Genomic DNA, 25,961 nt, shown 5'->3' with positions numbered 1-25,961 from the left:
CTCATCATGACCGGAGCTCAATTCTGAGCACGGCCCCGGTCATGAGCAATGTCCGTGCTCGTCCTTCAACACTACCCAGCCGAACCGACACGATGTCGTATTCCGTCCCGATGTAGGTCGAGTCGGTAGCGGTCCCGTGATCAGGTTGTGAGCTGTTCCACAAGATCGGCGGCCGAGGTGACCCCGTCCAGCAGCTTGCCGACGTGCGCCTTTGTGCCGCGGCGCGGCTCCAGGGTGGGGATGCGGACCAGCGAATCGCCGCCGAGGTCGAAGATCACCGAATCCCAGCTCGCCGCGGCGATGTCGGCGCCGAACCGGCGCAGGCATTCGCCGCGGAAGTAGGCGCGAGTGTCGGTGGGCGGGTTGGTCATCGCGTCCATCACCTGCTGCTCGGTGACGAGCCGTTTCATCGAGCCGCGGGCCACCAGGCGGTTGTAGAGGCCCTTGTCCAGGCGCACGTCGGAGTACTGCAGATCCATCAGGTGCAGTTTCGGGGCCGCCCAGCCCAGTCCCTCGCGCTGGCGCATGCCCTCGAGCAGGCGCAGCTTGGCCGGCCAGTCGAGCAGGCTCGCGCATTCCATCGGATCGCGTTCGAGCAGATCGAGCACCATGGCCCAGTTGTCGATGATGTCCTGCACGCGCTTGTCGTCGTTGCCGGTGCGGTCCACGAACTTGATCACGCGGTCCAGGTACACCCGCTGCAGGGCGAGCCCGGTGAGCTCGCGTCCGTCGGCGAGCGCGACGGTGGCGCGCAGCGTCGGGTCGTGGCTGATCGTGTGCACGGCGGTGACCGGGCGGGCCAGCTGCAGATCGGTCAGGTCCTCGCCCGCCTCGATCAGGTCCAGCACCAGCGCTGTGGTGCCGACCTTCAGGTAGGTGGACATCTCGGCCAGGTTGGCGTCGCCGATGATGACGTGCAGCCTGCGGTACTTGTCCGCGTCGGCGTGCGGCTCGTCGCGGGTGTTGATGATGCCGCGCTTGAGGGTGGTCTCCAGGCCGACCTCGACCTCGATGTAGTCCGCGCGCTGGGACAGCTGGAAGCCGGCGGTGTCGCCGGACTGCCCGATGCCGACCCGGCCGGAGCCGGTGATCACCTGGCGGGACACGAAAAACGGGGTGAGGCCGAGAATGATCTGGTTGAACGGGGTGTCGCGGCTCATCAGGTAGTTCTCGTGGGTGCCGTAGGAGGCGCCCTTGCCGTCGACGTTGTTCTTGTACAGCTGCAGGCGCGGGGCGCCGGGCACGCTCGACGCGTGCCGGGCGGCCGCCTCCATCACCCGCTCGCCCGCCTTGTCCCAGATGACCGCGTCCAGGGGATCGGTGACCTCGGGCGCGGAGTACTCGGGGTGGGCGTGGTCGACGTAGAGCCGGGCGCCGTTGGTGAGGATCATGTTCGCCGCGCCGACCTCGTCGGCGTCGATCACGGGCGCCGGTCCGTTCATCCGGCTCAGGTCGAAGCCACGCGCGTCGCGCAGCGGCGACTCCACCTCGTAGTCCCAGCGGGTGCGTTTCGCGCGCGGCACACCCTCGGCGGCGGCGTAGGCGAGGACGGCCTGCGTGGAGGTGAGGATCGGGTTGGCCGACGGCTCGGTTGGGGTCGAAATGCCGTACTCGACCTCGATTCCGATGATGCGCTGCATAGGTCGAGCCTAACGGGCACCGCCGGGCGGAGTCCGTCGGCAGGCTGCGCCAGGCCGGGGACGACGGCAGTGAAGCTCGATCTCATACCGCCCGTCGTACTTCCGGAGGATTCTCGCGGCCCCAGGTCGGCGCGATAGTCGGTGCATGACCGAATCTCTCGCCACCCCGCACGCCGATGCGGGGCGACACGGCGCGGCAGCCGCGCAGGCATCGGCCGGGCGCTCGCGCTTGGTCGCCTTGGACGTGCTGCGCGGTATCGCGATTCTCGGCACCCTCGGCACCAACATCTGGATCATGACCAACCCCGAGGGGCTCATCGGCTACATCGATCAGTTGAACGGACCCGCGAGCGGCTGGATCTGGGCCGAACGGGTGCTCCAGCAACTGGCCCAGGGCAAGTTCCTCGGGCTGCTCACCATTATGTTCGGCATCGGGCTCGCAATTCAGCAGGCGTCGGCGCAGCGCGGCGGGCGGCGCTGGCCGGGCAAGTATCCGGTGCGCGCGGGGCTGCTGTTCCTGGACGGTCTGCTGAACTTCCTGTTCATCGCGGAATTCGATGTGTTGATGGGGTACGCGATCACCGGTTTGGTCGTCGCCTATGTCCTCGCGACAAGTGAACGTGCGCAACGGCGTTGGCTGATCATCGCGGCGAGTATTCACGTCGCCATGCTCACCTTGCTCGCCCTGGCGATAGCGTTCGTGCCGGAGCAGGATTCCGAGCCGCGCCGACCGCTGGACCCGAATCCCTATGCCGACGGGTCGTTCTGGGATCTGGTGGTGTTCCGGGTGCAGCGTGCGGGCGAGTTCCGGGTGGAGGCGGTGTTCGTGTTCGCGATGTCGATCGCGCTGTTCCTGGTGGGCGCCCGGCTGTTTCGGGCCGGGGTGTTCCGGCCGGAGGGCGCGGCGCTGCGTAAACGGTTGCTGATCATCGGTTTCGGTGTCGCGGCGCCGATCGACCTGATCGCCGGTGTAGCAGGCGGCGGTGACCTGTTCCTTTTCACCCGATACGGCACTGCGCCTTTCGTTTCGCTCGGCATCCTCGCGCTGGTGGCGCACCTCTATCTGCGCAAGCCACACGTCGGATTCGTGGGCCGGCGGCTCACCGAGGTCGGTCGTACCGCGCTCAGCTGCTACATCCTGCAGAATTTGGTGGCGTCGATCCTGTGCTACGGCTGGGGTTTCGGTCTCGCGGCCCGTGTCTCCGCCGACGCGCGGGTGCCGTTCACGGTGGGCGTCTACCTGCTGGTTTCGCTGATCATCGTGACCGGTGCGCACCTGTGGTTGCGCCGGTTCGAGCGGGGGCCGGTCGAATGGGCGTGGCACCACAGTTTCCTGGTGCTGACGGGCGGAAAAGCCTGATCGGATCCGGCGGGCGTCCGGTGCACTCGGGCCGGACGCCCATCACAATGAGTTGGCGGACTGGGCTTTCGGTGCCGACGGCAACTCGATGTGGTCGATGACCACCCCGACGTCGAGGTTCGCGACGAGCCCCGCGTCGTCGAATTCGATGGTCCCCGCCATACCTGAACCGCTGAATTCGAGTAATCGATTGTCCTCGAGGAATCCGGTGACCAGCCCCCGCCTGCTCAGGTAACTCTGGGTGGCCCGCCGATGGTCGACCAGCGGCAAGGCGTTGATGCCGTGGGCGAGTACGCGCGCGAGGCCTGCCGCGCTGGGCGGCGGTAACTCGAACGCCGGGTGCTCCACCAGAAACGCCACGCAGGTGCCGTCGGTGACCCCGCAGTACGAACTCCAATGCCCGGAAATCACTTTCGCGGCGTCCAGCAGCAGGGTCGCCACCTGGTGCGGCTCCGGTGTGGCGCGGCCGAGCGCGACCGGCATTTCCGCGGCACACAATTCGGCGACGCCGTAGCGGAAACCGAACTCGCGCACCATGCGCGCGACCGCGATCAGCGGCGGCGCGAAACCCCACGGATTAGCCCAGGCCCATAGCCACGTCTCGGCGTCGGCGGTGCCGAGCAGGTGAAAGTTCGTGCACTCCAATGTCTGGTCTTCGCCGATGAATTCGAGCCGCCGCTCCTCCATATCGGCCTGCCACCGGTGCGGACCGAGCAGTTCCTCGACATGTAGGCGATGCTCGAGCGACAGCAATCCCGCGTCGTCGAGCAGCCTCGTCAGGGGCACAGGTTCGGACACCGGCATGAGCGTAGTCAACGCACGCCGCGTCGTAGGCATCCTCGCCCGGCGCTGGTTTCGTGTCGAAATGCATCGCCCGCGATCGCTGGGCCCGGAATTACTCGGCGCGCAACGCTTCCGGGCGGGCCAGCAGATCGCCGACGATCACGTCGCGTTCCAGTGGCACGCCGAGGCTGCGCGCGTTGCCCTCGAAGAGCGCGAGCACCGATTCGGTGAGGATGCCCTCGACCTGATCGGAGGCGAGGGTGCTGTTCGGGTCGGCGCGCCAGCTGTTCACCACTCCGTCGACGAAGCCGATGATGCCGAAGGCCATCGGACGCGCGCGGCCCGGGTCGATGCCGAAGCGGGACAGCCAGAGGGCGAACAGGTCGGCCAGCCGGCCGCCGATCCGGTCCTTCGCCCCGGCCAGCGACGAATCACCCTGCGGCGACGCGCCGCCGATGAAGCGGTGCAGGTTCGGGTGGCGTTCGACCCAGCGGACGTAGGTGCCGACGGCGCCGCGGACGGCATCGCGCACGGTGCCGTCGGGGTGCAGCTTCGGCATGATCTGCGCCAGTAGCGATTCCAGGATCTGGCGCCGGATCTGCTCGTCCAGATCGGTGCGGCCGTCGAAATGCCGGTAGACGACCGGACGGGGCAGGTTCAGGCGGTCGGCGATCTGCTGCACCGACACCTCGACGCCGTGCTCCTCGATGACGGTGATCGCGGCGTCGATCACGTCGGCGCGGCGCTGTGCCTTGTGCCCGTTCCAGCGGGTCGCGCGTCCGTCCGAGACGGGAGGCTCGAGGTTTCCGCTGGTCGTGGTCACAGAATCACGATACCCGCCCGGCGGTTGACTGCGACAGAGTGTCTCACTAATCTGAGTGTGACAGCTTGTATCGGTTAGTCGACATGTTGGAGAGCAGTCATGGGCAACGAAGCCGCACTGATCCCCCAAGAGTCCTTCGCGCAGCGCCTACTGGCCGGATCGGTCAAGAAGTCCTACGACCCGGTGGTCGACATGGACTGGGACGCGCCGCTCGATCCGGACAAACTCTTCCTCCCCGCGGCGGTTGTCTCGCTGTACGGCACCGAGCTGTGGGAGTCGATGACGCCGCAGCAACAGCGCGAACTGTCCCGCCAGGAACTGGCGAACGTGCTTTCGGTCGGCATCTGGTTCGAGAACCTGCTCAACCGGCTGCTGTTGCGCGAGCTGCTCGCCGACGACCCGACCAGCAGGCATTCGCACTACACGCTCGTCGAGATGGGGGACGAGTGCAGGCACATGATGATGTTCGGCAAGCTCATCGACCGCATCGAGGCCCGGCCGTACTGGCCGCGGCGCGCGGGCAGGCTGGTGATCGGCGTGCTGCCGCTGTTCCTGCGCGGCTCGATGACCTGGGTCGGCGCGCTGGTCGGTGAGGAGATCTTCGACGCGATCCAGCGGCGCACTCTCGACGATCCGGAGTTGCAGCCCTTGGTGTCGCGTGCCATGCGCATCCACGTCACCGAGGAGGCGCGTCACATCGGCTTCGCCAGGGACGCGCTGGCCCGCATGGTGCCGACCATGTCGCGCGCCGAACTCGCTTACACCAGACTGTGTGTCGCGGTCGCCGCACCACTGTTCGTCTACCTGCTGACCAACCGGCACATGTATACCCGCGCCGGTTTGGACGGGCGCGCGGCCCGCCGGATCGCCACCAAGAACCCGGACGCCAAGAAGGCGCTCGGCATCGGCGCCGCGAATCTCGGTGTCTTCCTGCAGAAGCAGGGGCTCATCGGGCCGGTCGGCGAGTGGATCTGGCGGCGGCAGGGGCTGCTCGCATGATCGAGAACCCCGAAATCGTCATCGTCGGTGCCGGTTTCGGCGGTATCGGCATGGCCATCGAGTTGCGCAAGGCAGGCATCGACGATTTCGTCGTGCTGGAAAAGGCCGGCGAGATCGGCGGCACCTGGCGGGAGAACACCTATCCCGGCGCGGGTTGCGACGTGATGTCGCTGATGTACTCGTATTCCTTCGAGCCGAACAAGCGGTGGACGCGGATGTTCGCCCGGCAGCCGGAGATCCTGGACTACCTGCGCCGCACCGTCGACAAGTACGACCTGAGCAGGCACCTTCGCCTGCACGCCGAGGTGGTGACCCTCGACTTCGACGACGCGGCCGATCGCTGGGACGTCGGTCTCGCGGACGGGCGGCATTTCCATCCGCGGGTGGTCGTGATGGCGCCCGGACCGCTGCACGAACCGGCGGTGCCGGACTTTCCCGGCCGGGACACCTTCCGCGGCAAGAGTTTCCACTCGGCCGAGTGGGACCACGACTTCGACCTCAGCGGCAAGCGCGTAGCGGTGATCGGCACCGGTGCCAGCGCGGTGCAATTCGTGCCGCAGATCGCCAAAGAGGCTGGGCACGTGACGGTGTTCCAGCGCACCCCGCACTGGATCGTGCCTAAACCGGACCGCCCGCTCTCCGCCGTGGAACACCGAGTGTTCCGGTATCTGCCCGGCGCGCAACGGCTTTACCGCTGGGCGATCTACTGGGGCTACGAGTCGCTGATTCCCGCGTTCATGAACCCGGAGCTGATGCGCCGGGTGGAAACCGTCGCCCGCGGCCACCTGCACCGCCAGGTCCGCGATCCGGAGTTGCGCGCTCGGCTCACCCCGGACTACCGGCTGGGCTGTAAGCGGATCCTGGTGTCCAACAACTTCTATCCCGCGTTGCAGCGGGACAACGTCGAGCTGGAGACCACGCCCATCGCAGGCATCACCGAGTCCGGGGTAACCACCGTCGACGGTGCCGAGCAGCCGTTCGACGCGATCATCTACGGCACCGGCTTCAAGATCTCCGACCGGTTCGCCGACCAGCACATCGTCGGCGCCGATGGCCTTACCCTGCAACATGCTTGGCGCGACGGGGTGGAGGGGTTCCTCGGCGTGGCGGTCAACGGGTTCCCGAACCTGTTCCTCATCGTCGGCCCGAACTCCGGCGGCGGGCACCAGTCGATCGTCTTCATGATCGAGGCACAGGCCCGCTACATCCGGCAGTGTGTCGAGTTGCAGCGCAAGACCTCCACCACCCGGATGGAGGTGCGGGCGGCGACCCAGCACGAGTTCAATCGCCGGACCCAGGCGAAACTGGCTGGGACCGTGTGGAATTCGGGCGGTTGCCAGAGCTGGTATCTCGATGAGCACGGCGTCAACCGGGCCGCGTGGCCGGGATCCAGCGTGTCCTACTGGCGCACCATGCGCCACCCGGACCCTGGCCACTACGACCTCACCGTTGCGGCGGATCGCGAACCGGCACACGAGTATTCGGGTCCAGCCACGCTCGACTCCCCCGGCTCGCTACTGCCGGTGACGGTGACGCTCAGCGGGCACGCCGATCCGATCGATGGCCGATATCACTGGTATGGACGTATCCGGGCTGCCGACGGGGCCGACCTGCCCGATCCTGGCCGCGCCGAGGTGTTCCTGACCCTTCCCGGTCGCTTCCCCACCGCGGGGCGGCTACAGGAGCGCGACCCGTGGGGCAACCTGCGCATCGTCGGTGTCGGTGACCCACCGTTCGCGCTGGAGCCTGCCGAAATCCATTGAGCCGTAACGGTTTATGCCGTCCAGTCCTGCCGCGCGGCCCACTGTGCGGGAGTGGTCGTCGTCCGCCACACCAGTTCGGCGGGCAGCGGAGGCGGCGGTGCCGCGGCAGCCTGCTCGTAGATGCCCGCGACGGCTTCGGCCGCGGTTTCTCCGATGACGGGTGCCATCAGGCGGCCGTATTCGGCGGGCGGCACCTGCACCCAGCGCACCGGACGTCCGACTGCCGCTCCCACTGCGGCCGCGAGTTCGTCACCGGTGACCGCCGCTGGGCCGGTCGCCAGGGTGACCCCGGATTCCGTCCCGCTAGCCAGTGACTCGGCGATGCGGTCACCGATGTCGTCGAGCGATACCCACTCATCAGGGACGCCCGCCCGCAGTGGGTAGGCCACCACGCCGTCCTGTGTGATGCGCCGAATCGACCACGGCTGCAACAGGTTTTCCAGATAGCGACCGGCGGGCCCGATCGTCGTCCCGTACGCCACCGCGCCGGGCAGTTCCCGCATGAGGTGCACTCGCGCGTCGATGAAGGGCACCCCGATCGGCTCCGGCGGCAACCCCGTCGCCGGGTTGAACACCGCCTGCTCGATCCCGGCTTTGGTCAGCGCGCCGAGGATCGTCTCGGCGTACCGCACGACGATCGGTTCGAACAGCAGAGGCAGTTGAACGAGGACCGCGTCCGCCCCGGTGTACGCCGAAACCAGTGAATCGATATCGGACAGGTCAGCATTCCGGGAGTTGAGCGGCCGAACCACCCAGCCTGCCGCGGCGAGCCTGCCACTGATCGCCGCTCCCTGCGCCCCGGTGGCGCCGTGCACTGCAATCGTCTTGGTTGTCATGCTCCGAGTCTGCGCGTGATACTTCCCCAGCGGAAGTACGCACATTTCTCGCATATACTATGCGAATGGTAAGTATCCAGGTAGAGGCACCGATGACGCCCGAACAGTGCCCGGTCACCCGCACCCTCACGCTGGTGGGCAGCCGCTGGACACCCCTGGTCATCTACCACCTGCACGCAGGCACCCACCGCTACGGCGAACTCCAACGCGCCCTCCCCGGCATCAGCCCGAAAACCCTGGCCGATCGCCTGCACATCCTCGAACGCCACGGCCTGCTCACCCGCACCGTCTACCCGGACAAGCCGCCACGCGTCGAATACACCCTCACCCCGAGCGGCCACCGCCTCGGCAACATCCTCGATTCGGTCGCCGAGTGGGCCGCCGAACCCGACGTCACCATCTGACCCCGCGATTCGGGCAGAATCGAACCATGGCAACGGCAACCTGGCAGGGTCGCGTCCTCGCGAGCAGCGACGACACGGTCATCGTCGAAGGCAACCACTACTTCCCGCCGGACTCGGTGCACACCGAGTTCTTCCAACCGTCGCAGTCCCACACGTTCTGCCCATGGAAGGGCACCGCCAGCTACTACACCGTGGTCGTCGACGGCGAAACCAACGAGGACGCGGCCTGGTACTACCCCGACCCCAAGCCGGAGGCAGCCCAGATCAAGGACTACGTCGCCTTCTGGCGCGGCGTGGACGTCGCCTGAGAGTCGCGGAGCTCTGACATCCGCACGCGTGTCAGCGCAACGATTCGTTGTGCGGCACAGTGCGGTAGGACTTCGCGCTCACACGTCGAAGTAGAGCTCGAACTCGAAGGGGTGTGGGCGGACGTTGATTTCGGCTATCTCGGTGTCGCGCTCGAGGCGGACCCAGGTTTCGAGGAGGTCGTCGGTGAAGACGTTGCCTTCGGTGAGGTAGTCGTGGTCGGCCTCGAGGCGGTCGATGACGCTGGCGAGGCTGGGTGGGGTCTGGGTTACCTCGGCGGATTCCTCGGGGCTCAGTTCGTAGAGGTCCTTGTCGATGGGGGCGGCGGGCTCGATCTTGCGGCGAATGCCGTCGAGGCGGCCATCAGCATGGCGGAGAAGGAGAGGTAGGGGCAGGTCCGGCTCGCCGAATCCACCATTCGAAACCGCACTCGGCACCGGAGGTGAATCGCTCGGGCAGGCCATCATTCGCGGGTTCGGCACCGGGCATCGGCACAAAGAACGACCGTCAGGTTCGGCATTCTGCCGATACCACCCGGTCGGGCGATGGGGTGGGCTGGATCACACGGCGGTGCGCGGCACTGTCGAGATCGATCCGGAAGGCCCCGATGAAACTGTCTCCGCCGCAGCTCGCCGCGGCGAGCGTGCTCTGCTGCGCGCTCACCGTCAGCACGGCATCGATGCACGCGTCCGCCGAGCCGGGCCGGACCTGGTATGTGAGTGCGACAGCCATGGCTGGCGGGAACGGTACGGAGGCAACACCTTTCAATACTCTGCAGGCGGTCCAGCAGGCCTCGGGTGACGGTGACACGATCGTCGTCCTGGCCGCGCCACTCGGCACGACACCGCTCGATGGCGGTATAGCGCTGAAGCAGGGCCAGCGTCTGCTCGGCCGTCAAGGTCCCGGCGGCGTTGCGGCCGTGGCCAATACGACCACCGCGAACGACGGTGACGCGGTCCGCCTGGCACCGAACACCGAAGTGCGCGACCTCACCGTCACCGATGCCCAGCGCGGCGGCATCTACGGCCGCAATGTCGGCACCGCGGTCATCGCGGGCAACACGATCGCCGCCACCAATCGCGCCTGTCACGACGGGTTCCTGGTGCAGCCCTTCCCGCCGATGCTCGGCGTTCCGTTCGGCACGCCGCTCCCCGTCGCGCCGAATGTGGTTGCGCTGAACAACGGCTGGGCCGGAATCATGATCGACTCCGACGCCGGCGGCAGCGCGCTGACCATCGAGCGAAATACTGTGCGCGACACCGCCTGCGGCGACGGCATCGACGTCCGGACCACCGGCACCGCGCAGGTCACCGCCGCCATCACCGACAACCTGACCGAGAACATCAATCAGGGTCTCGCCAAACTCTCCGTCCTCGCCGTCGGCATGCAGAGCACCGGAACCTCCGCCCTGACTGCCACGGTGCGCAGCAACACCCAGCGCAATATCGCGGTGCCTGCCAACGACCCACTCAACGCCGCCGCCGACAGCGAGGGCATTTTCGTCAATGCGGCCGAGCGCGCCCGCATGCGAATCACCATCGACCGCAACAGTTATCGCCACGGCGGCGGCCATTTCTCCGCCAACGGAATCGAATTCGTCACCAGCAACGGCACCCCGGACAGCGAAGTCACCCTCACCAACAGCGAATTCCTCGATGTCCCGGGCGATATCGTGGAAAACCTCAATCTGAGCGCCGAGGGCGCCCGCCACGTCATGACCATCGACGGCCTCACCGCGTCGCGCTCCAGCTTCGTCGCCGCCCTGCTGAACCCGTATGTGCCGGGCAATCTCGGCAGCTGCCTGTTCTCGGCCAGCTTCGGCCGGGACAACACCACCGCGCTGACCCTGCGCAACGCCCACCTCAGCCAGTGCAGCGCCGACGGCATCGGCATCTACGCCTACTCCCCCAGCGGTCCGGCCCCCGCGACGGCGACGATGAGTTTCGACATCGCCGACACCACCATCACCGATGCCGCGGTCGCCGACCTACAGGTACACACCGTCGGCGATCTCGCCAAGCTCACCGGCAAAGTGGAACGGTCTCGCTTCAGTGGTGACATAGTGCTGAGCCAGCGCAACAGCACCCTCGGCGCGGGCTCGGTGGTCGACTTCGGCGGCGGTCGCCTCGGCAGCGCGGGCGACAACTGCTTCTCGCCCGCCACTGAGGCCGCCCTGGCGGCGCCGAACCTACCGCTCGACCACCCGGGCTCCTGGCCGATCTGCGGCTGACCCTGCCATCCAGCTGAGTCGAATGGTCGTTGCCCAAGATCAACTAGCGACCATTCGACTCTGCTGATCTTGCGTGGCCCACCACCGGGCAGCCCGCCGCGGTGCACGAGTGACGCACAAGCCCCGAATTTGGTCGAGTGCACAATGTCGTGCGCCACACTCTGCGCGTTTGCCGCTAGCGCACACACTCGCTCATGCGTTCTGCTGATAGATGACGATGAGGTCATCCGCGTCCCCAGACGATCGGGATGACCTCAGCCCTTCGCTAGCAGAGGTTAGGTTCTTGGTTTCATCGACAGTCCCGGCGGCCGCCCGCCCGGACACGCTGTGTGCGGCGTTCCAGTCAAACGTCGCGAAGTACCCGGACGCGGTCGCGCTGCGCACCCTCGGCGGTGCCGTCTCCATCACCTGGCGCGAGTACGGCGAACGGGTGCGGTCCATCGCGACGGGCCTCGCCGCGCTGGGCATCACCTCCGGCGACACGGTCGCGATCATGCTGACCAACCGCCCCGAGTTCCACCTCTGCGACACCGCCATCCTGCACACCGGCGCGACGCCGTTCTCGGTGTACAACACCAACCCTGTCGACCTGCTCGTCTACCAGTTCGGCAACGCGCGCAACAAGGCCGTCGTCTGCGAGCGCCAGTTCGCGCCCAAGATCCTGGAGGCGGTCGCCAAGGCCGCCGCCGAGGGCATCCACGTCGAGCACGTGATCTGTGTGGACGAGGCGCCCGACGGCACGCTCGCGCTGTCCGACCTGGTGCAGCGCACCGCCGAGGGTTTCGATTTCGAGGCCACCTGGCGCAAGGTGCAGCCGGACGATCTGCTCACCGTCGTCTACACCTCCGGCACCACCGGCCCGCCGAAGGGCGTGGAGCTCACCCACACCAACTTCATCGAAAACGCCCGCGTCCTGGAGACTTTCGGCGGTGGCGGCCCCGAGGACCGGGTGATCTCCTACCTGCCCGACGCGCACGCCGCCAACCGCTGGTTCGCGCATTATCTGACCTTGCTCGAGGGCTGCCAGATCACCACCGTCCCCGACTTCAAGCAGGTGGCAACGGCTTTGGCCGAGGTGCACCCGAGCGTGTTCCTCGGGGTCCCCCGGGTGTGGGTGAAAGTCAAAGGCGCACTGGAGGAACGGTTCGCCACCGAGTCGCCGGTCAAGCGCCGCCTGATCCACTGGGCGGTCGACGTCGGCCGCAAGAAGGCCCGCGCCACCTCCGACGCCAGCCCCCTCGGCGCCCTCGATCGGCTCCAGTACGCGCTCGCCGATCGCCTGGTGCTCACCTCGATCCGCGCCGGACTCGGGCTCGATCAGGTCCGCATCGCGGTCACCGGCTCGAACGCGATCCCGCCGGAGGTGCACGAGTTCTTCCTCGGACTCGGTATCCCGCTGTGCGAGGGCTACGGCATGAGCGAATGCACCGCGGGCGCCACGCTCAACCCGCCGGAGCGGGTCAAGATCGGCACGGTCGGCACCCCGCTGCCCGGCGCCGAGGTCAAGCTCGCCGACGACGGTGAGGTGCTGGTGCGCGGCAAGATGGTGATGCGCGGCTACCGGGGCGACCCGGTGAAGACCGCGGAGACGATCGACAGCGACGGCTGGCTGCACACCGGCGACATCGGCAGCATCGACAGCGACGGCTACCTCTCGATCATCGACCGCAAGAAAGAGCTGATCATCAACGCGTCCGGCAAGAACATGTCGCCGGCCAACATCGAGAACACGGTCACCGACAACTGTTCGCTGATCGGCACGGTGGTGGTGATCGGCGAGCAGCGGCCGTTCAACACCGCGCTGCTGGTGCTCGACCCCGACCTGGCCGCCGCCTACGCACAGCGGCACAACCTGACGGGCAGCACCGTCGCCGAGCTCGCGAAGGACCCGCAGATCCTGACCGCGATCGACGAGGGCATCGCCGCGGCGAACAGCAAACTGTCCAGGGTCGAACAGATCAGGAAGTACATCGTGCTCCCCGAGGTATGGGAGAACGGCAGCGACTACCTGACCGCTACTGGCAAACTCAAGCGAAAGCCCATTTCCAGCGGCTACACAGATACCATCGAGGCCTTGTACTCGACCTAAGTCCGGGAAGAAGAACCAGCATGATGCCATCGCGGACTCGGGTGTTCGACGATCTTCATCGGCGGACCGCGTCGACTCTCGAAGCGTTCTACGCCGCGCTGCCGCCGTACCAACGGCTGCCGCAATCCATGGTGGAGACCGACTTCGCCCGGGGCACCAAGCTCAACGTGGACCTGTTTTTCGAGTATCTGCGCCGCGGCGAGGATCCATCGGAAGAAGACACCAGGGAACTCGTCGAGCTCGCGATGGACCGGTTGCGCGACGGCACCCCGCTGCCCGAGGTGCTGGAGCGCTACCGGTTCGGGGCGGCGTTCATCTGGGAGCGGTTGCGCGCCTCGGCCAGCCCGGCCGAGCGTGAGCTGCTCTTCGAGGCCTCGCTCGCGCTGCTGAAGTACGTCACGCTGGTCACCTCCCGGATCGCCACCGCGGCCACCCAGCGCGTGCACGACCCGCGCTGGGAACTGCTGGAGCGCAGGCGCGGCATCGCCGACGCGCTGCTCACCGGCCGCGACCCGGTCGAATGGGCGAACGATCCGGTGATCCCGGTGGCCGACGCCTTCCTCGTCGCGGTGTTCCGCCTGTGCGGCACCCGCGGCGGGCCCGCGTCGGCGCTGCGGCATCGGGTGGAGGCGATTCCCGGGGTCTTCCTCCGGCTGGACGCGGGCGGCTGGACCGCGCTGATCCCGTTGCAAGCGGGCGACGACGGCTCGGCCACCCTGTCCGGGCTCACCTCGCGGCTGCCCGCGCAGGAACCGGCCGAACCGCCGCCGTACTGGGTGGGGGTCGGCGCGGCCCGCACCAAGGACGCGATTCCCCCGATGTACGCCGAGGCGCGGGTACTCGCCGAACTGGGCCGCTGCCTCACCCGGCGCGAAATCCTGTGCCGCAGACAAGATTTACAGTTCGAATATACGGTCGCGGTGAGCGACGCGGCGCGCCCCGGCCTCGCGTCGGTCCTTGCGCCGCTGGACCCGCAGCCCATGCTCGCCGAAACCCTCGAGGTATTCGTCGACAGCGGCTTCAACCAGCTGGCGACGGCCAGGCAGCTCAATGTGCACCGAAATACGGTGACCTACCGCCTTTCTCGGGTAAACGAACTGACCGGCCTCGACCCGCATCGCCCAGCCGACGCCATGACTCTGTCGGCAGCACGGCTGGCGCGGCGACTCGAATCCGCCTCATTTGCACCGTAATTCGCGCTTTCGTACCGCCGCATAAAGCGCCACAATTCGGCGATCGGCGACATCGCGCCGAATCGGGACGGCATCGCGCGTAATCGCCCGCGTCGCACCGCAATCCGCACCAACACTGCAATCCCCGTGCACGCCGCAATCCCCGACATGACGCCGCAATCCCCGACACCACCGGCTACCCCAGCGGCGCAGCGCAAACGGCGACTCGCTCCAGAGCCGGCTGGCGTTGTGCCATATCTGGGTGCGCCACCCTCGAACCCACTAAACACCGCAAATTTAGGCACTTTCCCAAAGACTCGTCGATACCTCTAGCGAATTGCCGGTGTCGCGGCACCCCGTTTATGCGTTGTGCTGAAGGACGACGATGAGGTCAGGCGTAGCCACCGCACCTCCGGACACAATCCGGGATCAGTTGGCCCGACTCGGCACTCGAACCGCGGTACCGGCCGGCGGACGGGTAGCCGGCCGCCCGGCTTCGACCACAGCCAGCAAAGGTTCAGGTAGTTGAGAATTGCATTCCGGGCGCGGGCCTTCCGCCGCGCTGTGCCGGTCGCCGCCATCACCGCCGTCGGCCTGATCATCCAGCTCACTCCCGCCGCGAACGCCGTGCCCACCGCGGGTCCGGTCCCGAACGCGCCCGCGAACTTCGGCCTGCCCGCCGACTATCAGCCGACGCCCGAGCGCTATGGCATCGCTTACGAACTGGGACACATCGTTCCGCTCGCGGACGGCACCCAGTTGCAGACCGAGGTGCGCTACCCCACCGACCCCGTCACCGGCCAGCGCGCCACGGGCGAGTTCCCGGTCGTCGTCAACTTCACCACCTACGGCGCGGTGTCCAGTGCGCTCGCCGCGGCGGTGACCAGCGTGATCGACACGCTGCACATCCCGCTGCCCGATCAGCTGAAGGACGCGCGCCGAATCATCAACCAGGCCACCAGCGCTCAGGACATGCTGGTGCGGCGCGGCTACATCGAGGTGATCGCCGACGTGCGCGGCACCGGCGGGTCGACCGGCGCCTGGAACCCCGCGTCCCAGCAGGACGGCCTCGACGGCGCCCAGCTGGTCGACTGGGCCGCGAAGCTGCCCGGCTCCAACGGCAAGGTCGGCATGTTCGGGTACTCGTTCCCGGCGCTGTCCGCCCTGCGCACGGCCGAATCCGTCGCGCCAGGTTCGCCGTTGAAGGCGATCGTGCCGATGGCCATGCCGAACAACATCTTCAACGAGGTGCTCGGCCACGACGGCATGATGAGCCCGATCCTGCTCACCGCCATCTCGGTGCTGGTGCCGTATCTGAGCTTGATCGGCCCATTCATGACCGCGGTGGTCTCACCGCAGATGTTCATCAAGACGCTCGTCGACCATCTCCAGGCGGTCGTCTCCTCGGACAGCACAATCAAGCTCCTGCTGGAGGCGTACGGCGGCGGCCCGCTGGCCTACGACGGTCAGTGGTGGCAGGACCGCCGCTTCGAGACCGACCTGAACAAGGTCGTTGAGAACGGCATCGCCATGTACCAGGTCGGCGGCCTGTGGGATCTGTACCAGGAAGGCCCGTGGCGCAACTACTCCCAGCTGCAGAACCTGGCCGCGGGCCGCGACCAGTTCGCGCCGATGGCGCCGGAGCAGACGCCCGACGGACGGTTCCAGCTGCTGATGGGCCCGTGGTACCACGTCGGCCTCGGCTTCGGGCCCGGCTCCCGGCTGGACACCGACATGATCACCGTGGCCTGGTTCGACCGGTGGCTGAAGGACATTCCGAATGGAATAGACAAAACAGACAAAACACTGCATGTGATCGACCCGAACAATACGGCGGTCAGCGCCGCGCGTTATCCGTTCGAGCAGGCGACCGTTCAGCAGCGGTATTTCGACGGCGATCGACTTGTCACGCAACCGCCCGCGGTCGAGGACGCGTCGGATCGGCTCGACTACACCGGCATCGACTCCATCTGCAACCGGCAGACTCTCGGCCAGTACAGCGCGGGCCTGTTCGACTTCCTGTTCCGCCTGTTCAACGCCTACAACCCCTGCACGGAGTGGGTGCAGGAACCGGTGGCCGGTCGCCGCTACACGATGGACCCGGTGGCCGAGCCGACCGTGCTGGCCGGCCCGAGCAGCGTCACCCTGTACGCGTCCTCGACCAGCACCGACGCCGCCTTCCAGGTGTGGCTCGACGATGTCGCGCCGGACGGTTCGGCGGTCAACATCACCGGCGGCTCCCAGTTGGCCAGCCAGCGTACGCTGAACGATGAAAAGACTTGGCGCGCAACCGATGGCACCATCTACGCGCCGGAACACGTGGTCCGCAAGGACGCGGAGCAGCTATTGACGCCCGGCGAGGTGACCAAGCTGGAGATCAAGATCCGCCCCACCTTCTATCGATTGGCACCCGGACACGCGCTGCGACTACGGATCACCAGCGGCACCTTCCCGTCGACCATGCCCATTCCGACCGATTTGCCGCGATTACTCGGTTCGTCTCAGCAGCTCCATCGGGACGCGGCCCGGCCGTCGAGCCTGGTCGTGCCGCTGGCGCCCGAGTCCGCGTTCGGCGGCTGAGACAGGCGAGTAAGGCGGGCTGAACCGGATAATTCGGGCGTGACCCAGGTTACGTTTAGCCCGCCTTCAGGGTTGGTAGCTGTAAAGATCATGCAAACCTGGGATGAATTCCAGGTGCATTGAGACACATTGTCCGGCAATCTATCAGCTACCTGAACATTGAGTGTTTAACATTGCCGCTGGCAGCGGCGTCGCACTCCCCCATTGCGTTGCCCGCAACGCCGTTGTCCGCGATATCGAGGCAAATATCGGTGATCAGGCTCACCCACGCATTCACCAAGAATTTCTTCTACAGTTTGTCTCGTTCCGGTCCGACGATGACGTCCCGGAACCGTACGGACAAAGTTCTCGGATGCAGGCCGAAATTCTTGTCACTATTCGGATCGGCAATTCCCTTACCGCGCATGGGGAACGGCCGATGGGCAGCTGAAGGTGTGTCATGGAATTCATCGAACTGGCCGATTATCCGTTGCCGAGCGGCCGTGTGATCGAGTGGCTCCCGACTGCCACTTCACACTGGGCCGACTGGCCGCGAGATACTCGCGCCGTTTCCTACAATCACGAGCATCATCTTCGAGATGCGGTGGAACACAGTCGAATACGAGATCGGCGCCACTACTGGCTCGGGCACGCGTTCCGGATCGACGGACCGCTCGACCCGCAGGCCTGGCGTACCGCCTTCGATGCCTGGATCGACCGGCACGAGGGTCTGCGCTCGCATGTCGCCATCGAGGGCGGCCAGCCGGCCAGATACACCTTGCCGCCCGGCGACATCCGGGTCCAACCGGTCGACGCGGGTGCGCCGACCTCGACGATGGCGACATATCGCCTGGTACACGGGCTACTCGACGACGGGACCTCGCCGCTGCGCTGGCCCTCCTACGTCGCCGTGACCATCGCGGGCCGCGACAGCTTCACCGTCGTGTTCGCCGCCGATCACTCGATCATGGACGGGTACTCCACCGTCTCCACCGGCGGCGAACTGCACGCGCTCTACAACGCGGTCCGCGCGGGCAAGTCCGCGCAGCTGTGCGACACCGGCAGCTACGTCGACTTCTGCCAGGACGAGCGCGTCCGCGCCACCGCGGCCACCGCCGACGACCCGGCCGTGCAGACCTGGCGGACGTTCTTCCCGGAGAACACCGAAAACACCCTGCCTTGCGGCACCTTGAGCAAGGTCGCCGCGGCGCCGATCGAGTTCACCGGTCCCGCGGAGGCTTCGTCGCGGCGGGTGCCGCAGCGCAATCTGTCGGTCGAGGTGCTCGACGCCGACGCGGCCGACGCGGCGGCCTCGGTCGCCAGGGAACAGGGCCAGGGGCTGTTCGCGGCCCTGCTCGCCGCGTTCGCGGTGACCACCACCGAGCTCGGCGCCGGACGGGATTTCCGCACGGTGATCCCGCTGCACACGCGCACCGAAGCGCAGTGGGCCGACACGCTCGGCTGGTTCGTCGGGCTCGCGCCGTTCCAGCTGGATTGCGGTCCGGCGCGCAATCTCGCCGAGCTCATCCAGCCCGCGGGTGAAGAGCTGCGGCGCACCCGTGGCGCGGCGACGGTGCCGTTCGGCCGGGTCTGCGAGTTGCTCGGCACCCGGCCGCGCATCTCGTTCATGGTGTCGTACATGGACGTACGTGGCGCCCAGTCGGCCCCGACCTGGGTCGATACCAACACCCGCTGGCTGCGCAGCCGCAACGTCTCGGCCGACGAGTTCTTCTTCTGGTTCGTCCGCACGCAGCAGGGCGTGACGCTCAACATGCGCTATCCCGGCACCACCAAGGCGACCCGCGACATCCACCGGCATGTGCTGCGGATGCGCGACCTGCTCGCCGAGTTCACCCGCTATGGGGACGCCCGAATCCGTCCGATCGAAGGAGCGCCGCTGTCATGGTAGAGATGACCCTCACCGAGCACTGGCAGCCGAAACCCGGCGTGCTACTCGAGTTCACCACCACGGCGGCGAGCCAGGCCGCCACCGAAACCACCGCGCCCTCCGACATTCCCGCGACCTACCTGCAGGAGTCGCACATCCGCCGCTGGTCGGCGCGCAGGCAGACCGACGACCCGCTCGCCTCCGAGCTCTCGTTCTGCTTCACGATCGCGCGCCCGCTCGACGCGGAGGCACTGCGCCGGACCTACATCGCGTTCCTGCAGCGCCACGAGACACTGCGCTCGTGGTTCCGGATCGACGAAGCCGACGGCGGGTTCGCGCTGACCAGATACCTGCTCGACCCGGCAGCGGTCGACCTGGAAACCCACACCCTCGACACCTTCACCGACAGCGGCGAGCTGCGCGACACCCTGGTCGCGAAGTTCAAGGCGAACGCCAACCCGACGCGCTGGCCGGCCATCGTCTGCTGCGCGATCGATCACGGTGCGGACGGATTCACCATCGTCTACAGCGCCGACCACGCGTTCACCGACGGCATGTCGGTGCTCACGTCCACCTACGAATTCCACGCGCTCTACACGGCGTTCAGCACCGGCCAGGAGCCGGTGCTGCCGCCGGTCGGCAGCTACGTCGAGTTCGCGCGGACCGAGCGCGCCGCCGTCGCCGCACGGCCGCCGGAGTTGGAGCAGTTGGCAGGCCTGCTGGCCGAGAAGGCCCACCAGGTCCGCCCGCTGCCGATCGAGCTCGGCCTCGCGCCCGGTGAGGTGGCCGACAGCTTCGGCACCAAGGTCGACATGCTCGATGCGGCCGAAATCGACGCGTTCGCCGCGGCGTGCAAGAACGCGGGCGGTTCGTTCTCCGCGGGCCTGTACGCGGCGGTCGCGCTGGCCGAGCTCGAATTCGCAGGCCGGACAAGCTATCTGGGCATGAATGTGGTCGGCACCCGGAGCGAGCCGCAGTACCAGCTCGCGCAGGGTTGGTTCATCAACCTGATGCCGATCGCGTTCGACCTCGACGGGGCGCAGCGGTTCACCGACCTGATCGGCCGAGCCGGTGTCGCACTGGACTGGACCAAGCCGCTGTCGAACGTCCCGATCCATGCCGCGCTCGACCGGGCGGCCGAGCTCACCGGCGCGCCGCTGCCGGTCACGACAGACTGGCCGTGGGTGTCCTACCTGGACATGCGCGCGGTGTCCGGTCCGGCACTGGAGGCCGCGCTGCCCGGCGTCTCCGGCATCAACGGTCTCGGCTCCCGCAGCAAGATCGGGCAGACCTCGCCGATCTGGTTCAACCGGGAGTTGGAGCGGCTGCACGTCACGATGATGTATCCGGACACGCCGGTCGCGCACAAGTCGGCCGCCGAGTATCTGGAGCAGATCCGCACCACCTTGCGCGCCATCGCCGAGACCGGCGATTTCGCGGTCACCGCACCAGCTCTCGCGAGGTCATGATGCAGTTGCTTTTTCTCGATCAACTGAATGCACCACCGGGCACCCTGCTCGAATGGACCGCGGTCGCCGAGCCCGGCCCGACCCCGGACGCGACACCACCCTCAGCCAACCAGGCGATCCACCTGGCCTCAACCGGGCCGACGACCTGGCTCGCCGCGACCTTCGACGTGGCCGGTCCGATCGACGAATCCGCCTTGCAGACGGCGTTCTCGGTGTGGCTACCGCGCCACGACGCCCTGCACTGCAGCTTCGAACGCCCCGCGGACGGCAAGCCCGCCTCGGTGCACGTGGTGGTGGACAGCGACATTCGCCTCCTCCCCCAGCCCGCCGTCGAGACCGCGACCACCGAGGACCTGCGCACCGTCCTCGGCGGCCGGCTCGATCAGGCGTGCTCGCCGTTCACCTTCGCGCCGTACTTCCTCGGCGCGGTCAGCAGGTCCGAAACCTCCACCATCGTCTGCGGATTCGACCACGCGGTGTGTGACGCCTGGTCGATCACCATCGCGGTGGCGGAGCTGGACGAGCTGTACCGGGCTGCCTGCGAGGACGGCCACGACGGTGCCGTCGCGGCCGCCGACCGGCTGCCCGAGCCGGGCAGTTTCCTGTCCTATTCGACCAGGGAAGCCGCCATTCCGGCGGCGGCGACCGGGCCGTTGATCCGCTCGTGGCGCGACTTCCTGCACGCGGCGGGCAACGACCTGCCGCACTTCCCGCTCGACCTCGGCCTGCCCGCCGGGTCGGTGGCGCCGTTCGGCAGCGATGTGCGCCTGCTGCTCGGCGCCATGGCCACCGACGCGCTGCACCGCAAGTCGCGTGCCGACGGGTATTCGATGTTCGCGGCGCTGCTCGCGGCGGTGGCCATGGCGGCCGCCGAACTCGGCGGCCGCACCGGCATCGACCTGGTGTTTCCCGTGCACACCCGGCGGGAACCGCGACACCACAACACCTTCGGCTGGCTGGTGTCGAACGCCCCTGCGCATGTGCCGGTGGCGCACGACTTCTGCGCCACCGCGCAGGCCGCCGACGACGCGGTGCGGTCTGGGCAGCGGTTGGCGCAGGTGCCCGCCAACCGCGTCCTCGCCGCGATGGGCAGTGATCTGCGCCGGACCAGGCAGGATCTGTTCAGCGTCTCCTACACCGACTACCGGCGACTACCCGGCGGTTCGCGCAGCGATACGACCCGCACGGTGCCCCGCAATCCGGCACAGCTCAGCCGCAGCGCACCGCTGGACGACGTGCAGCTGTGGTTCACCCGCACCGATGACGGGCTCGCCCTGCGCACCCGCTTCCCCGCGACGCCCACCGCAGCACCGTTGATCGGTGAGTTCCTCGACAAGGTCGCCGCGACCCTGTCCGCGGCGATCTCGGTCCGGGTATGACCGATCGCTCCACGCACCGCGTCCACCCCGCTAGACCTGCAGGCTCGGCGACCCCGGCAACGGGGGCGTCGAGTCGCGGGATCGCGGCCCTGTTCGGGCCGCGACCATCGAGAAAGTACGACTGCCGGGTAGTCGAACCCGATAGTCTCAGCACAGGATCCAGCGAGAGAAATCTCGTGAAAGCCGGGAGCGTCCGACGATGAAGGCTCTGGTCAGCAACGAATCAACGACGTCATCGGACGCCGAAGTGCAGTGGCGGGGCACCGCACTGCTACGGCCGGGCATCCTGGCTTTCGAAGGTGAGGTCCTACCGACCGAACTGCACGCCCATCACGCCGTGCAGATCATGGCCTCGTGTACCCCCGTCATGGTCGTGGACGGCAGCGGGGTGCGGCGCGAAGGCAGTCACCTCATCGTGCCCACCGACGCGCCACACCGGGTCTGCGGCGGGGCCGCGCACGGTATCGCGGTCTACCTCGACCCGGAGACCGTCGCCGGAGCGGCCGCCGATCGGCGCGCTCATCTGCACGGTTGGGTGCAGAGTCTCAACGTCGATCCGGGGCAGGGCAGGCTGGCCGGGCACGTGTCGGACATCCTCACGGACCTGTTGCGCGACAACAAGGCAGCCGACCGCGACGATCGGCACGGCGTGGTGACCGCGGCGTTGCAGCTGCTGCCCGACATGGTCAAGGACGGCTCGGTCCGCGGCTCCGATGTGGCGCGACAGCTGGGGATCTCGGCGACTCGGCTCACCCATCTGTTCACCGAGCAGGTCGGTATTCCGTTGCGGCGCTACATCCTCTGGCTGCGGCTCTACATCGCGATGAACGGCGTGATGGCCGGTGACGACATGACGACCGCGTCCGCGTCGGCCGGTTTCGCCGACAGCGCTCACCTCACCCGCACCTGCCGGCGCACCTTCGGGCTGCCGCCGTCGATGATGAGTCCCGACATCGACTGGGACATCAGCCTGTAAGGGCCGGCCCGTCCGTCGGCACACCGGCGGCGACGACGGGCAGTATGCTCGGAGCATGATCTCGCGGGCCAGGCTGACGACGTATGCGGTTTTCGCATTCGTGCTGCCCGCGTTGCTGCTCTTCGTGATTCCGGCGGGCGAGCCGGGTTCGGTGGCCGCCGTCGGCCTCGTCGCCGCCTCGCTGTTCGTCGCGCTCGCCGCGGTGCACCCACCGGCCCGGCTGCCGCTCCCGCTGGTCGGTTCCGGCCCGCCGCCGTCCGCGCAACGCCGCCGGCGCGGCTCGTTCCTGCGCCAGAGCAATCCTGACACCCCCGGGCGCCCGCGCCCACGAGCGCCAGGGTTCGCGACCGCCTGACGTCCACTCCGCACCAGGTGCGGGTGTGCGTCGGCGTTGTCGTCGACCCCTTCCGTTCTCGTGCGCCTCCGCACGCCCACAGTCAGGTGCTCTCATGCTCGACTTCGTCTACTACCCGGTGTCCGCCATTCTGTGGCTCTGGCACTACGTCTTCGCTGCGGCTCTCGGTCCGGCGAGCGCACTCGCCTGGGTGCTTTCGGTGATTTTCCTCGTGCTCACGCTGCGCGCCGTCCTTTTTGTGCCCTTTCTCAAACAAGCGCGCAGCCAAGCTATTGTCAAAAAATTGCAGCCGAAGGTCGCCGGCTTGAAACAAAAATACGCGACCGATCGCAGGCAGCAGGCCGTCGAGATACAGAAACTCTATAAAGACAATGGCATCAATAGCTTCGCGACACTGATTCCGCTCATCGGTCAGCTTTTGGCATTCCTCGGCCTGTTTCATGTGCTGCGTTCGTTCGACCGCACCGGGGCCCTCGCTCATCTGCCCTTTCAGGCCATCGCGACCCCGATGACGCCCGAGCAGAACGCCGCGACGCCCAATTACGTCTTCAGCGCCGCCGATGTGCAGTCGTTCCTGCAGGCGAAGATCTTCGGCGCCCCACTGTCGGCCATCCTGGCCGGCACCGGCGATCTCCTGGCAACGGTGGCCGCCGTCGCCGTCCCGCTGATGCTGATCGCCGCTGTCGCAACGCATTTCACCGCACGCGCGTCGCTGTCCCGGCAGGACACCACCGTCCAGCTCCCCATGATGCGCCCGCTCACCCTGTGGGCCTTCCCGGCGTTCGCCCTGATCGGCGGCGCGCTGGTCCCGGTCGCGATCCTGCTGTACTTCGTCACCAACAACGCCTGCACCCTCGCCCAGCAGCACCTCGTCTATCGCCGGCTCGACGCGGAAGCCGCCGCCGAGGCCGAGCGGACAGCGGTGGTCCGCGCACAGTCGGCCCCCAAACCGGGTGCCAAACCCATCCGGCGCCGATGAGGACCGGGGTGGGTGCGCCGACGCACCCACCCCGACACAGGTCCAGCGCTGGTCGCTGCGGGGGTTACCCTCGAGCGGTGTCAGCGCAGCCGGAACGCGTCCAGCAGAAGTCCGAGATGATCGCCGTCTACGACGCGGCGGGGCGGGTGGTCGGCGCCGCCGATCGGGCGGAGGTGTACCGCGCGGGGATCTGGCATGCGAGTGCCGGTGTGCTGGTTCGGTCCGGCGACGGCGAGCGGATCTACGTGCATCGGCGCACCGACACCAAGATGGTGTTCGCGGGCATGCACGACTGTCTGGCGGGTGGGGTGGTCGGGCCGGGGGAAAGCCCGGAGGAAACCGCGGTCCGGGAACTCGCCGAGGAACTCGGCATCACACTGACCGGGACCGAACCGCGACCGCTGGCGCGGGTGGCCTGGGATGGTGAGTGGCAGGGAAAACCTATGCGCTGCCACGTTTTTGCCTATGAACTGCGCTACGACGGACCGATCCGCCACCAGCCCGAGGAGATCGCCGACGGCTGGTGGTGGACCGACGCGGAACTGCGCGCCCACCTGGCTGACCCGGACTGGCCGTTCGTGCCGGACACCCGGGTACTCGTCGGCGATCTGCTCAGCTGAGCGGGGTCAGGACGCGCTGCCGCTGCCCAGCGAGAGGACGGTGGCGAACAGGTTGGCGAAAACTTCGAGCAGTTCCATGAATTCTCCGTTTGTTTGGCTATACCGATGAAGCACCGGAGCTTCGACGACCGACATGGCCGATGCCTGAACACCGGGGGAACACCGATGATCGCCGCGCCGGATTACCCGGAGGAGGCTACCGAACTAGCCCACGCAGCGAAAGCGCCAGGATTCCTCGTCTGCAGCAGCACCCGCCCCGGCCCCACAAAATCGAAGACGAAGCCCTCACCGGACTTCAGCGACTGGATGGAACGCCCGACCACCGCCCGCCGGATGGTGAAGTTCATCGCCAGGTCGTAGGCCACCACATGCCCGGTGTCGATGGTGATCGGCTCCCCCGGCTGCAGATCGATGACATCGATGGCGCCGAAGACGCCGACGACGACCTCGCCCTCACCGTGCGCGCGCAGACCGAAACCGCCCTCGCCGCCGAACAGGTTGGCGAAGCCGCCCCACTTGCCTTCCACTTGCACCCCATGGGAATTCGCGATCCAGCCGCCGCGGCTGATGAAGAACGGGCGGTCCTGGGTGATCTGCAAATTCAGCATGTCGCCGGGTAGTGCGGGCGCCACGTCCACCCAGCCGCCCTGCTGCGGCGCGGTGAACGTCGAGACGAAGAACGATTCCCCGGCGAGCACCGAGCGCTTCAGCCCGGCCAGGATGCCGCCTTCGGCCTTGGCCGCCAACGTGACTCCCGCCGAGTGCGCGACCATGGCGCCGCTCTCGACCCGCATCGGCTCGCCGCCCGCGAGGAAGCACCGCGCGATGGCCGATGCGGGGTTATGGCGCAGTTGTACCTTCATATTCGCCGACCCTACCGCCTGATTCGCGGTGGCAGGGACACCAATAACGGGGATAGGTCCGCAGTGTGCGGACCGTCTCGTTCACCCGAGTTCGCGCAGCGCCGCCTCGTCGCGGGCGACCACCGCGCCGCCGTCCGCGGTGAGCACGATGGGCCGCTGGATCAGTTTCGGGTGCTCGGCCAGTGCCGCGATCCATCGGTCCCGGTCGGCGGGGGTGCGACCCCAGCCGGACAGGCCGAGATCCTTGGCGATCTGCTCGCCGGTGCGGGTGATGTCCCACGGTTCGGCGCCGAGCCTGCGCAGCACGGCGCGCAACTCGTCGGCGGTCGGCGGCTCGTCGAGGTAGCGCCGCACCGAGTACTCGACGCCCGCCTCGTCCAGGAACGCGGTGGCGTTGCGGCTCTTGGTGCACCGCGGGTTGTGCCAGATCTCGGTCTGCCCAGATGTCATGCAGGCAGGGTACCGAGG

23 protein-coding genes and 1 pseudogene are annotated in these 25,961 nt (G+C 67.5%); 16 read left to right on the top strand and 8 right to left on the bottom strand.

All coding sequences use genetic code 11. From position 1 onward, the window contains the following. Positions 1-140: 140 nt before the first annotated feature. A complete protein-coding gene (gene dop / locus IBX18_RS37205) occupies positions 141-1,640 on the bottom strand; it encodes a depupylase/deamidase Dop (RefSeq protein ID WP_194838112.1) in 1,500 nt (499 codons plus the stop codon). 145 nt (positions 1,641-1,785) lie between these two features. Between dop and IBX18_RS37200 the strand changes: the two genes are divergently transcribed. Next, a complete protein-coding gene (locus tag IBX18_RS37200) occupies positions 1,786-3,000 on the top strand; it encodes a DUF418 domain-containing protein (RefSeq protein WP_194838111.1) in 1,215 nt (404 codons plus the stop codon). Positions 3,001-3,042: 42 nt separating this feature from the next. Here IBX18_RS37200 and IBX18_RS37195 read toward each other — a convergent pair whose 3' ends face one another. Both IBX18_RS37195 and IBX18_RS37190 read right to left on the bottom strand, forming a co-directional pair. Continuing rightward, complete coding sequence (locus IBX18_RS37195; protein WP_194838110.1) at positions 3,043-3,798, bottom strand: DUF6882 domain-containing protein; 756 nt, start codon at positions 3,796-3,798, stop codon at positions 3,043-3,045. 97 nt (positions 3,799-3,895) lie between these two features. Beyond that, positions 3,896-4,606 (bottom strand): TetR/AcrR family transcriptional regulator, encoded by a 711-nt coding sequence (locus IBX18_RS37190; protein ID WP_194838109.1) that lies wholly within the window; start codon positions 4,604-4,606, stop codon positions 3,896-3,898. Between the two features lie 99 nt (positions 4,607-4,705). Between IBX18_RS37190 and IBX18_RS37185 the strand changes: the two genes are divergently transcribed. Both IBX18_RS37185 and IBX18_RS37180 read left to right on the top strand, forming a co-directional pair. After that, complete coding sequence (locus IBX18_RS37185) at positions 4,706-5,605, top strand: diiron oxygenase (RefSeq protein ID WP_194838108.1); 900 nt, start codon at positions 4,706-4,708, stop codon at positions 5,603-5,605. Then, a complete protein-coding gene (locus IBX18_RS37180) occupies positions 5,602-7,368 on the top strand; it encodes a DUF4873 domain-containing protein (protein WP_194838107.1) in 1,767 nt (588 codons plus the stop codon). Before IBX18_RS37185 ends, IBX18_RS37180 begins: the two co-directional genes overlap by 4 nt. Before the next feature lie 11 nt (positions 7,369-7,379). Here the strand turns inward: IBX18_RS37180 and IBX18_RS37175 are convergent, their stop codons facing one another. Beyond that, complete coding sequence (locus IBX18_RS37175; protein WP_194838106.1) at positions 7,380-8,204, bottom strand: hypothetical protein; 825 nt, start codon at positions 8,202-8,204, stop codon at positions 7,380-7,382. A 65-nt stretch (positions 8,205-8,269) separates the two neighbouring features. On the opposite strand from IBX18_RS37175, the gene IBX18_RS37170 reads away from it, so the two are divergent. Next, a complete protein-coding gene (locus IBX18_RS37170; RefSeq protein ID WP_194838105.1) occupies positions 8,270-8,608 on the top strand; it encodes a helix-turn-helix domain-containing protein in 339 nt (112 codons plus the stop codon). Positions 8,609-8,634: 26 nt separating this feature from the next. Then, positions 8,635-8,916 (top strand): DUF427 domain-containing protein, encoded by a 282-nt coding sequence (locus IBX18_RS37165; protein ID WP_107657688.1) that lies wholly within the window; start codon positions 8,635-8,637, stop codon positions 8,914-8,916. Positions 8,917-8,994: 78 nt separating this feature from the next. Here IBX18_RS37165 and IBX18_RS37160 read toward each other — a convergent pair. After that, positions 8,995-9,347: pseudogene (locus IBX18_RS37160) on the bottom strand (type I glutamate--ammonia ligase); the annotation flags it as partial. Between the two features lie 174 nt (positions 9,348-9,521). On the opposite strand from IBX18_RS37160, the gene IBX18_RS37155 reads away from it, so the two are divergent. From IBX18_RS37155 to IBX18_RS37105, 11 genes are all read left to right on the top strand, one after another. Then, positions 9,522-11,144 (top strand): right-handed parallel beta-helix repeat-containing protein, encoded by a 1,623-nt coding sequence (locus IBX18_RS37155; RefSeq protein ID WP_194838104.1) that lies wholly within the window; start codon positions 9,522-9,524, stop codon positions 11,142-11,144. Between the two features lie 283 nt (positions 11,145-11,427). Continuing rightward, the gene (locus tag IBX18_RS37150) at positions 11,428-13,233 is read left to right on the top strand and encodes a long-chain fatty acid--CoA ligase (RefSeq protein WP_228542357.1); all 1,806 of its coding nucleotides are present in this window, start codon (positions 11,428-11,430) and stop codon (positions 13,231-13,233) included. Positions 13,234-13,253: 20 nt separating this feature from the next. Continuing rightward, positions 13,254-14,426, top strand: a complete 1,173-nt coding sequence (locus IBX18_RS37145) for a CdaR family transcriptional regulator (protein WP_194838102.1) — start codon at positions 13,254-13,256, stop codon at positions 14,424-14,426. Between the two features lie 504 nt (positions 14,427-14,930). Next, on the top strand, positions 14,931-16,985 hold the full coding sequence (locus IBX18_RS37140) for a CocE/NonD family hydrolase (protein WP_194838101.1): 2,055 nt from the start codon (positions 14,931-14,933) through the stop codon (positions 16,983-16,985). 583 nt (positions 16,986-17,568) lie between these two features. Further along, positions 17,569-18,873, top strand: a complete 1,305-nt coding sequence (locus tag IBX18_RS37135) for a condensation domain-containing protein (protein WP_194838100.1) — start codon at positions 17,569-17,571, stop codon at positions 18,871-18,873. Beyond that, positions 18,867-20,321 (top strand): condensation domain-containing protein, encoded by a 1,455-nt coding sequence (locus IBX18_RS37130; protein WP_194838099.1) that lies wholly within the window; start codon positions 18,867-18,869, stop codon positions 20,319-20,321. Before IBX18_RS37135 ends, IBX18_RS37130 begins: the two co-directional genes overlap by 7 nt. Continuing rightward, positions 20,318-21,700 (top strand): condensation domain-containing protein, encoded by a 1,383-nt coding sequence (locus tag IBX18_RS37125; protein WP_194838098.1) that lies wholly within the window; start codon positions 20,318-20,320, stop codon positions 21,698-21,700. The genes IBX18_RS37130 and IBX18_RS37125 overlap by 4 nt, the downstream gene beginning before the upstream one ends. 199 nt (positions 21,701-21,899) lie before the next feature. After that, the gene (locus tag IBX18_RS37120) at positions 21,900-22,676 is read left to right on the top strand and encodes an AraC family transcriptional regulator (protein WP_147128584.1); all 777 of its coding nucleotides are present in this window, start codon (positions 21,900-21,902) and stop codon (positions 22,674-22,676) included. 55 nt (positions 22,677-22,731) lie between these two features. Further along, positions 22,732-23,031, top strand: a complete 300-nt coding sequence (locus tag IBX18_RS37115; protein WP_107657701.1) for a DUF6412 domain-containing protein — start codon at positions 22,732-22,734, stop codon at positions 23,029-23,031. Between the two features lie 94 nt (positions 23,032-23,125). After that, positions 23,126-24,010 carry a membrane protein insertase YidC gene (yidC, locus tag IBX18_RS37110; RefSeq protein ID WP_194838097.1) on the top strand — a complete coding sequence of 295 codons (885 nt, stop codon included), beginning with the start codon at positions 23,126-23,128 and terminating at the stop codon, positions 24,008-24,010. A gap of 116 nt (positions 24,011-24,126) precedes the next feature. After that, the gene (locus IBX18_RS37105) at positions 24,127-24,630 is read left to right on the top strand and encodes an NUDIX domain-containing protein (RefSeq protein ID WP_194838184.1); all 504 of its coding nucleotides are present in this window, start codon (positions 24,127-24,129) and stop codon (positions 24,628-24,630) included. Between the two features lie 6 nt (positions 24,631-24,636). Here IBX18_RS37105 and IBX18_RS42910 read toward each other — a convergent pair whose 3' ends face one another. From IBX18_RS42910 to IBX18_RS37095, 3 genes are all read right to left on the bottom strand, one after another. Then, positions 24,637-24,765, bottom strand: coding sequence for a hypothetical protein (locus IBX18_RS42910; protein ID WP_255528229.1), 129 nt, complete (start codon positions 24,763-24,765; stop codon positions 24,637-24,639). Between the two features lie 47 nt (positions 24,766-24,812). Then, on the bottom strand, positions 24,813-25,493 hold the full coding sequence (locus IBX18_RS37100; protein ID WP_107657703.1) for a TIGR00266 family protein: 681 nt from the start codon (positions 25,491-25,493) through the stop codon (positions 24,813-24,815). 81 nt (positions 25,494-25,574) lie between these two features. Beyond that, on the bottom strand, positions 25,575-25,943 hold the full coding sequence (locus IBX18_RS37095; RefSeq protein WP_194838096.1) for an arsenate reductase family protein: 369 nt from the start codon (positions 25,941-25,943) through the stop codon (positions 25,575-25,577). Positions 25,944-25,961 lie beyond the last annotated feature (18 nt).

The sequence above is a fragment of the Nocardia sp. XZ_19_369 genome (genome assembly GCF_015355715.1).
In the GTDB taxonomy this organism is placed as follows: domain Bacteria; phylum Actinomycetota; class Actinomycetes; order Mycobacteriales; family Mycobacteriaceae; genus Nocardia.
Note: the sequence above shows the minus strand (reverse complement) of the source record. Positions and strands in the feature narration are given on the sequence as shown.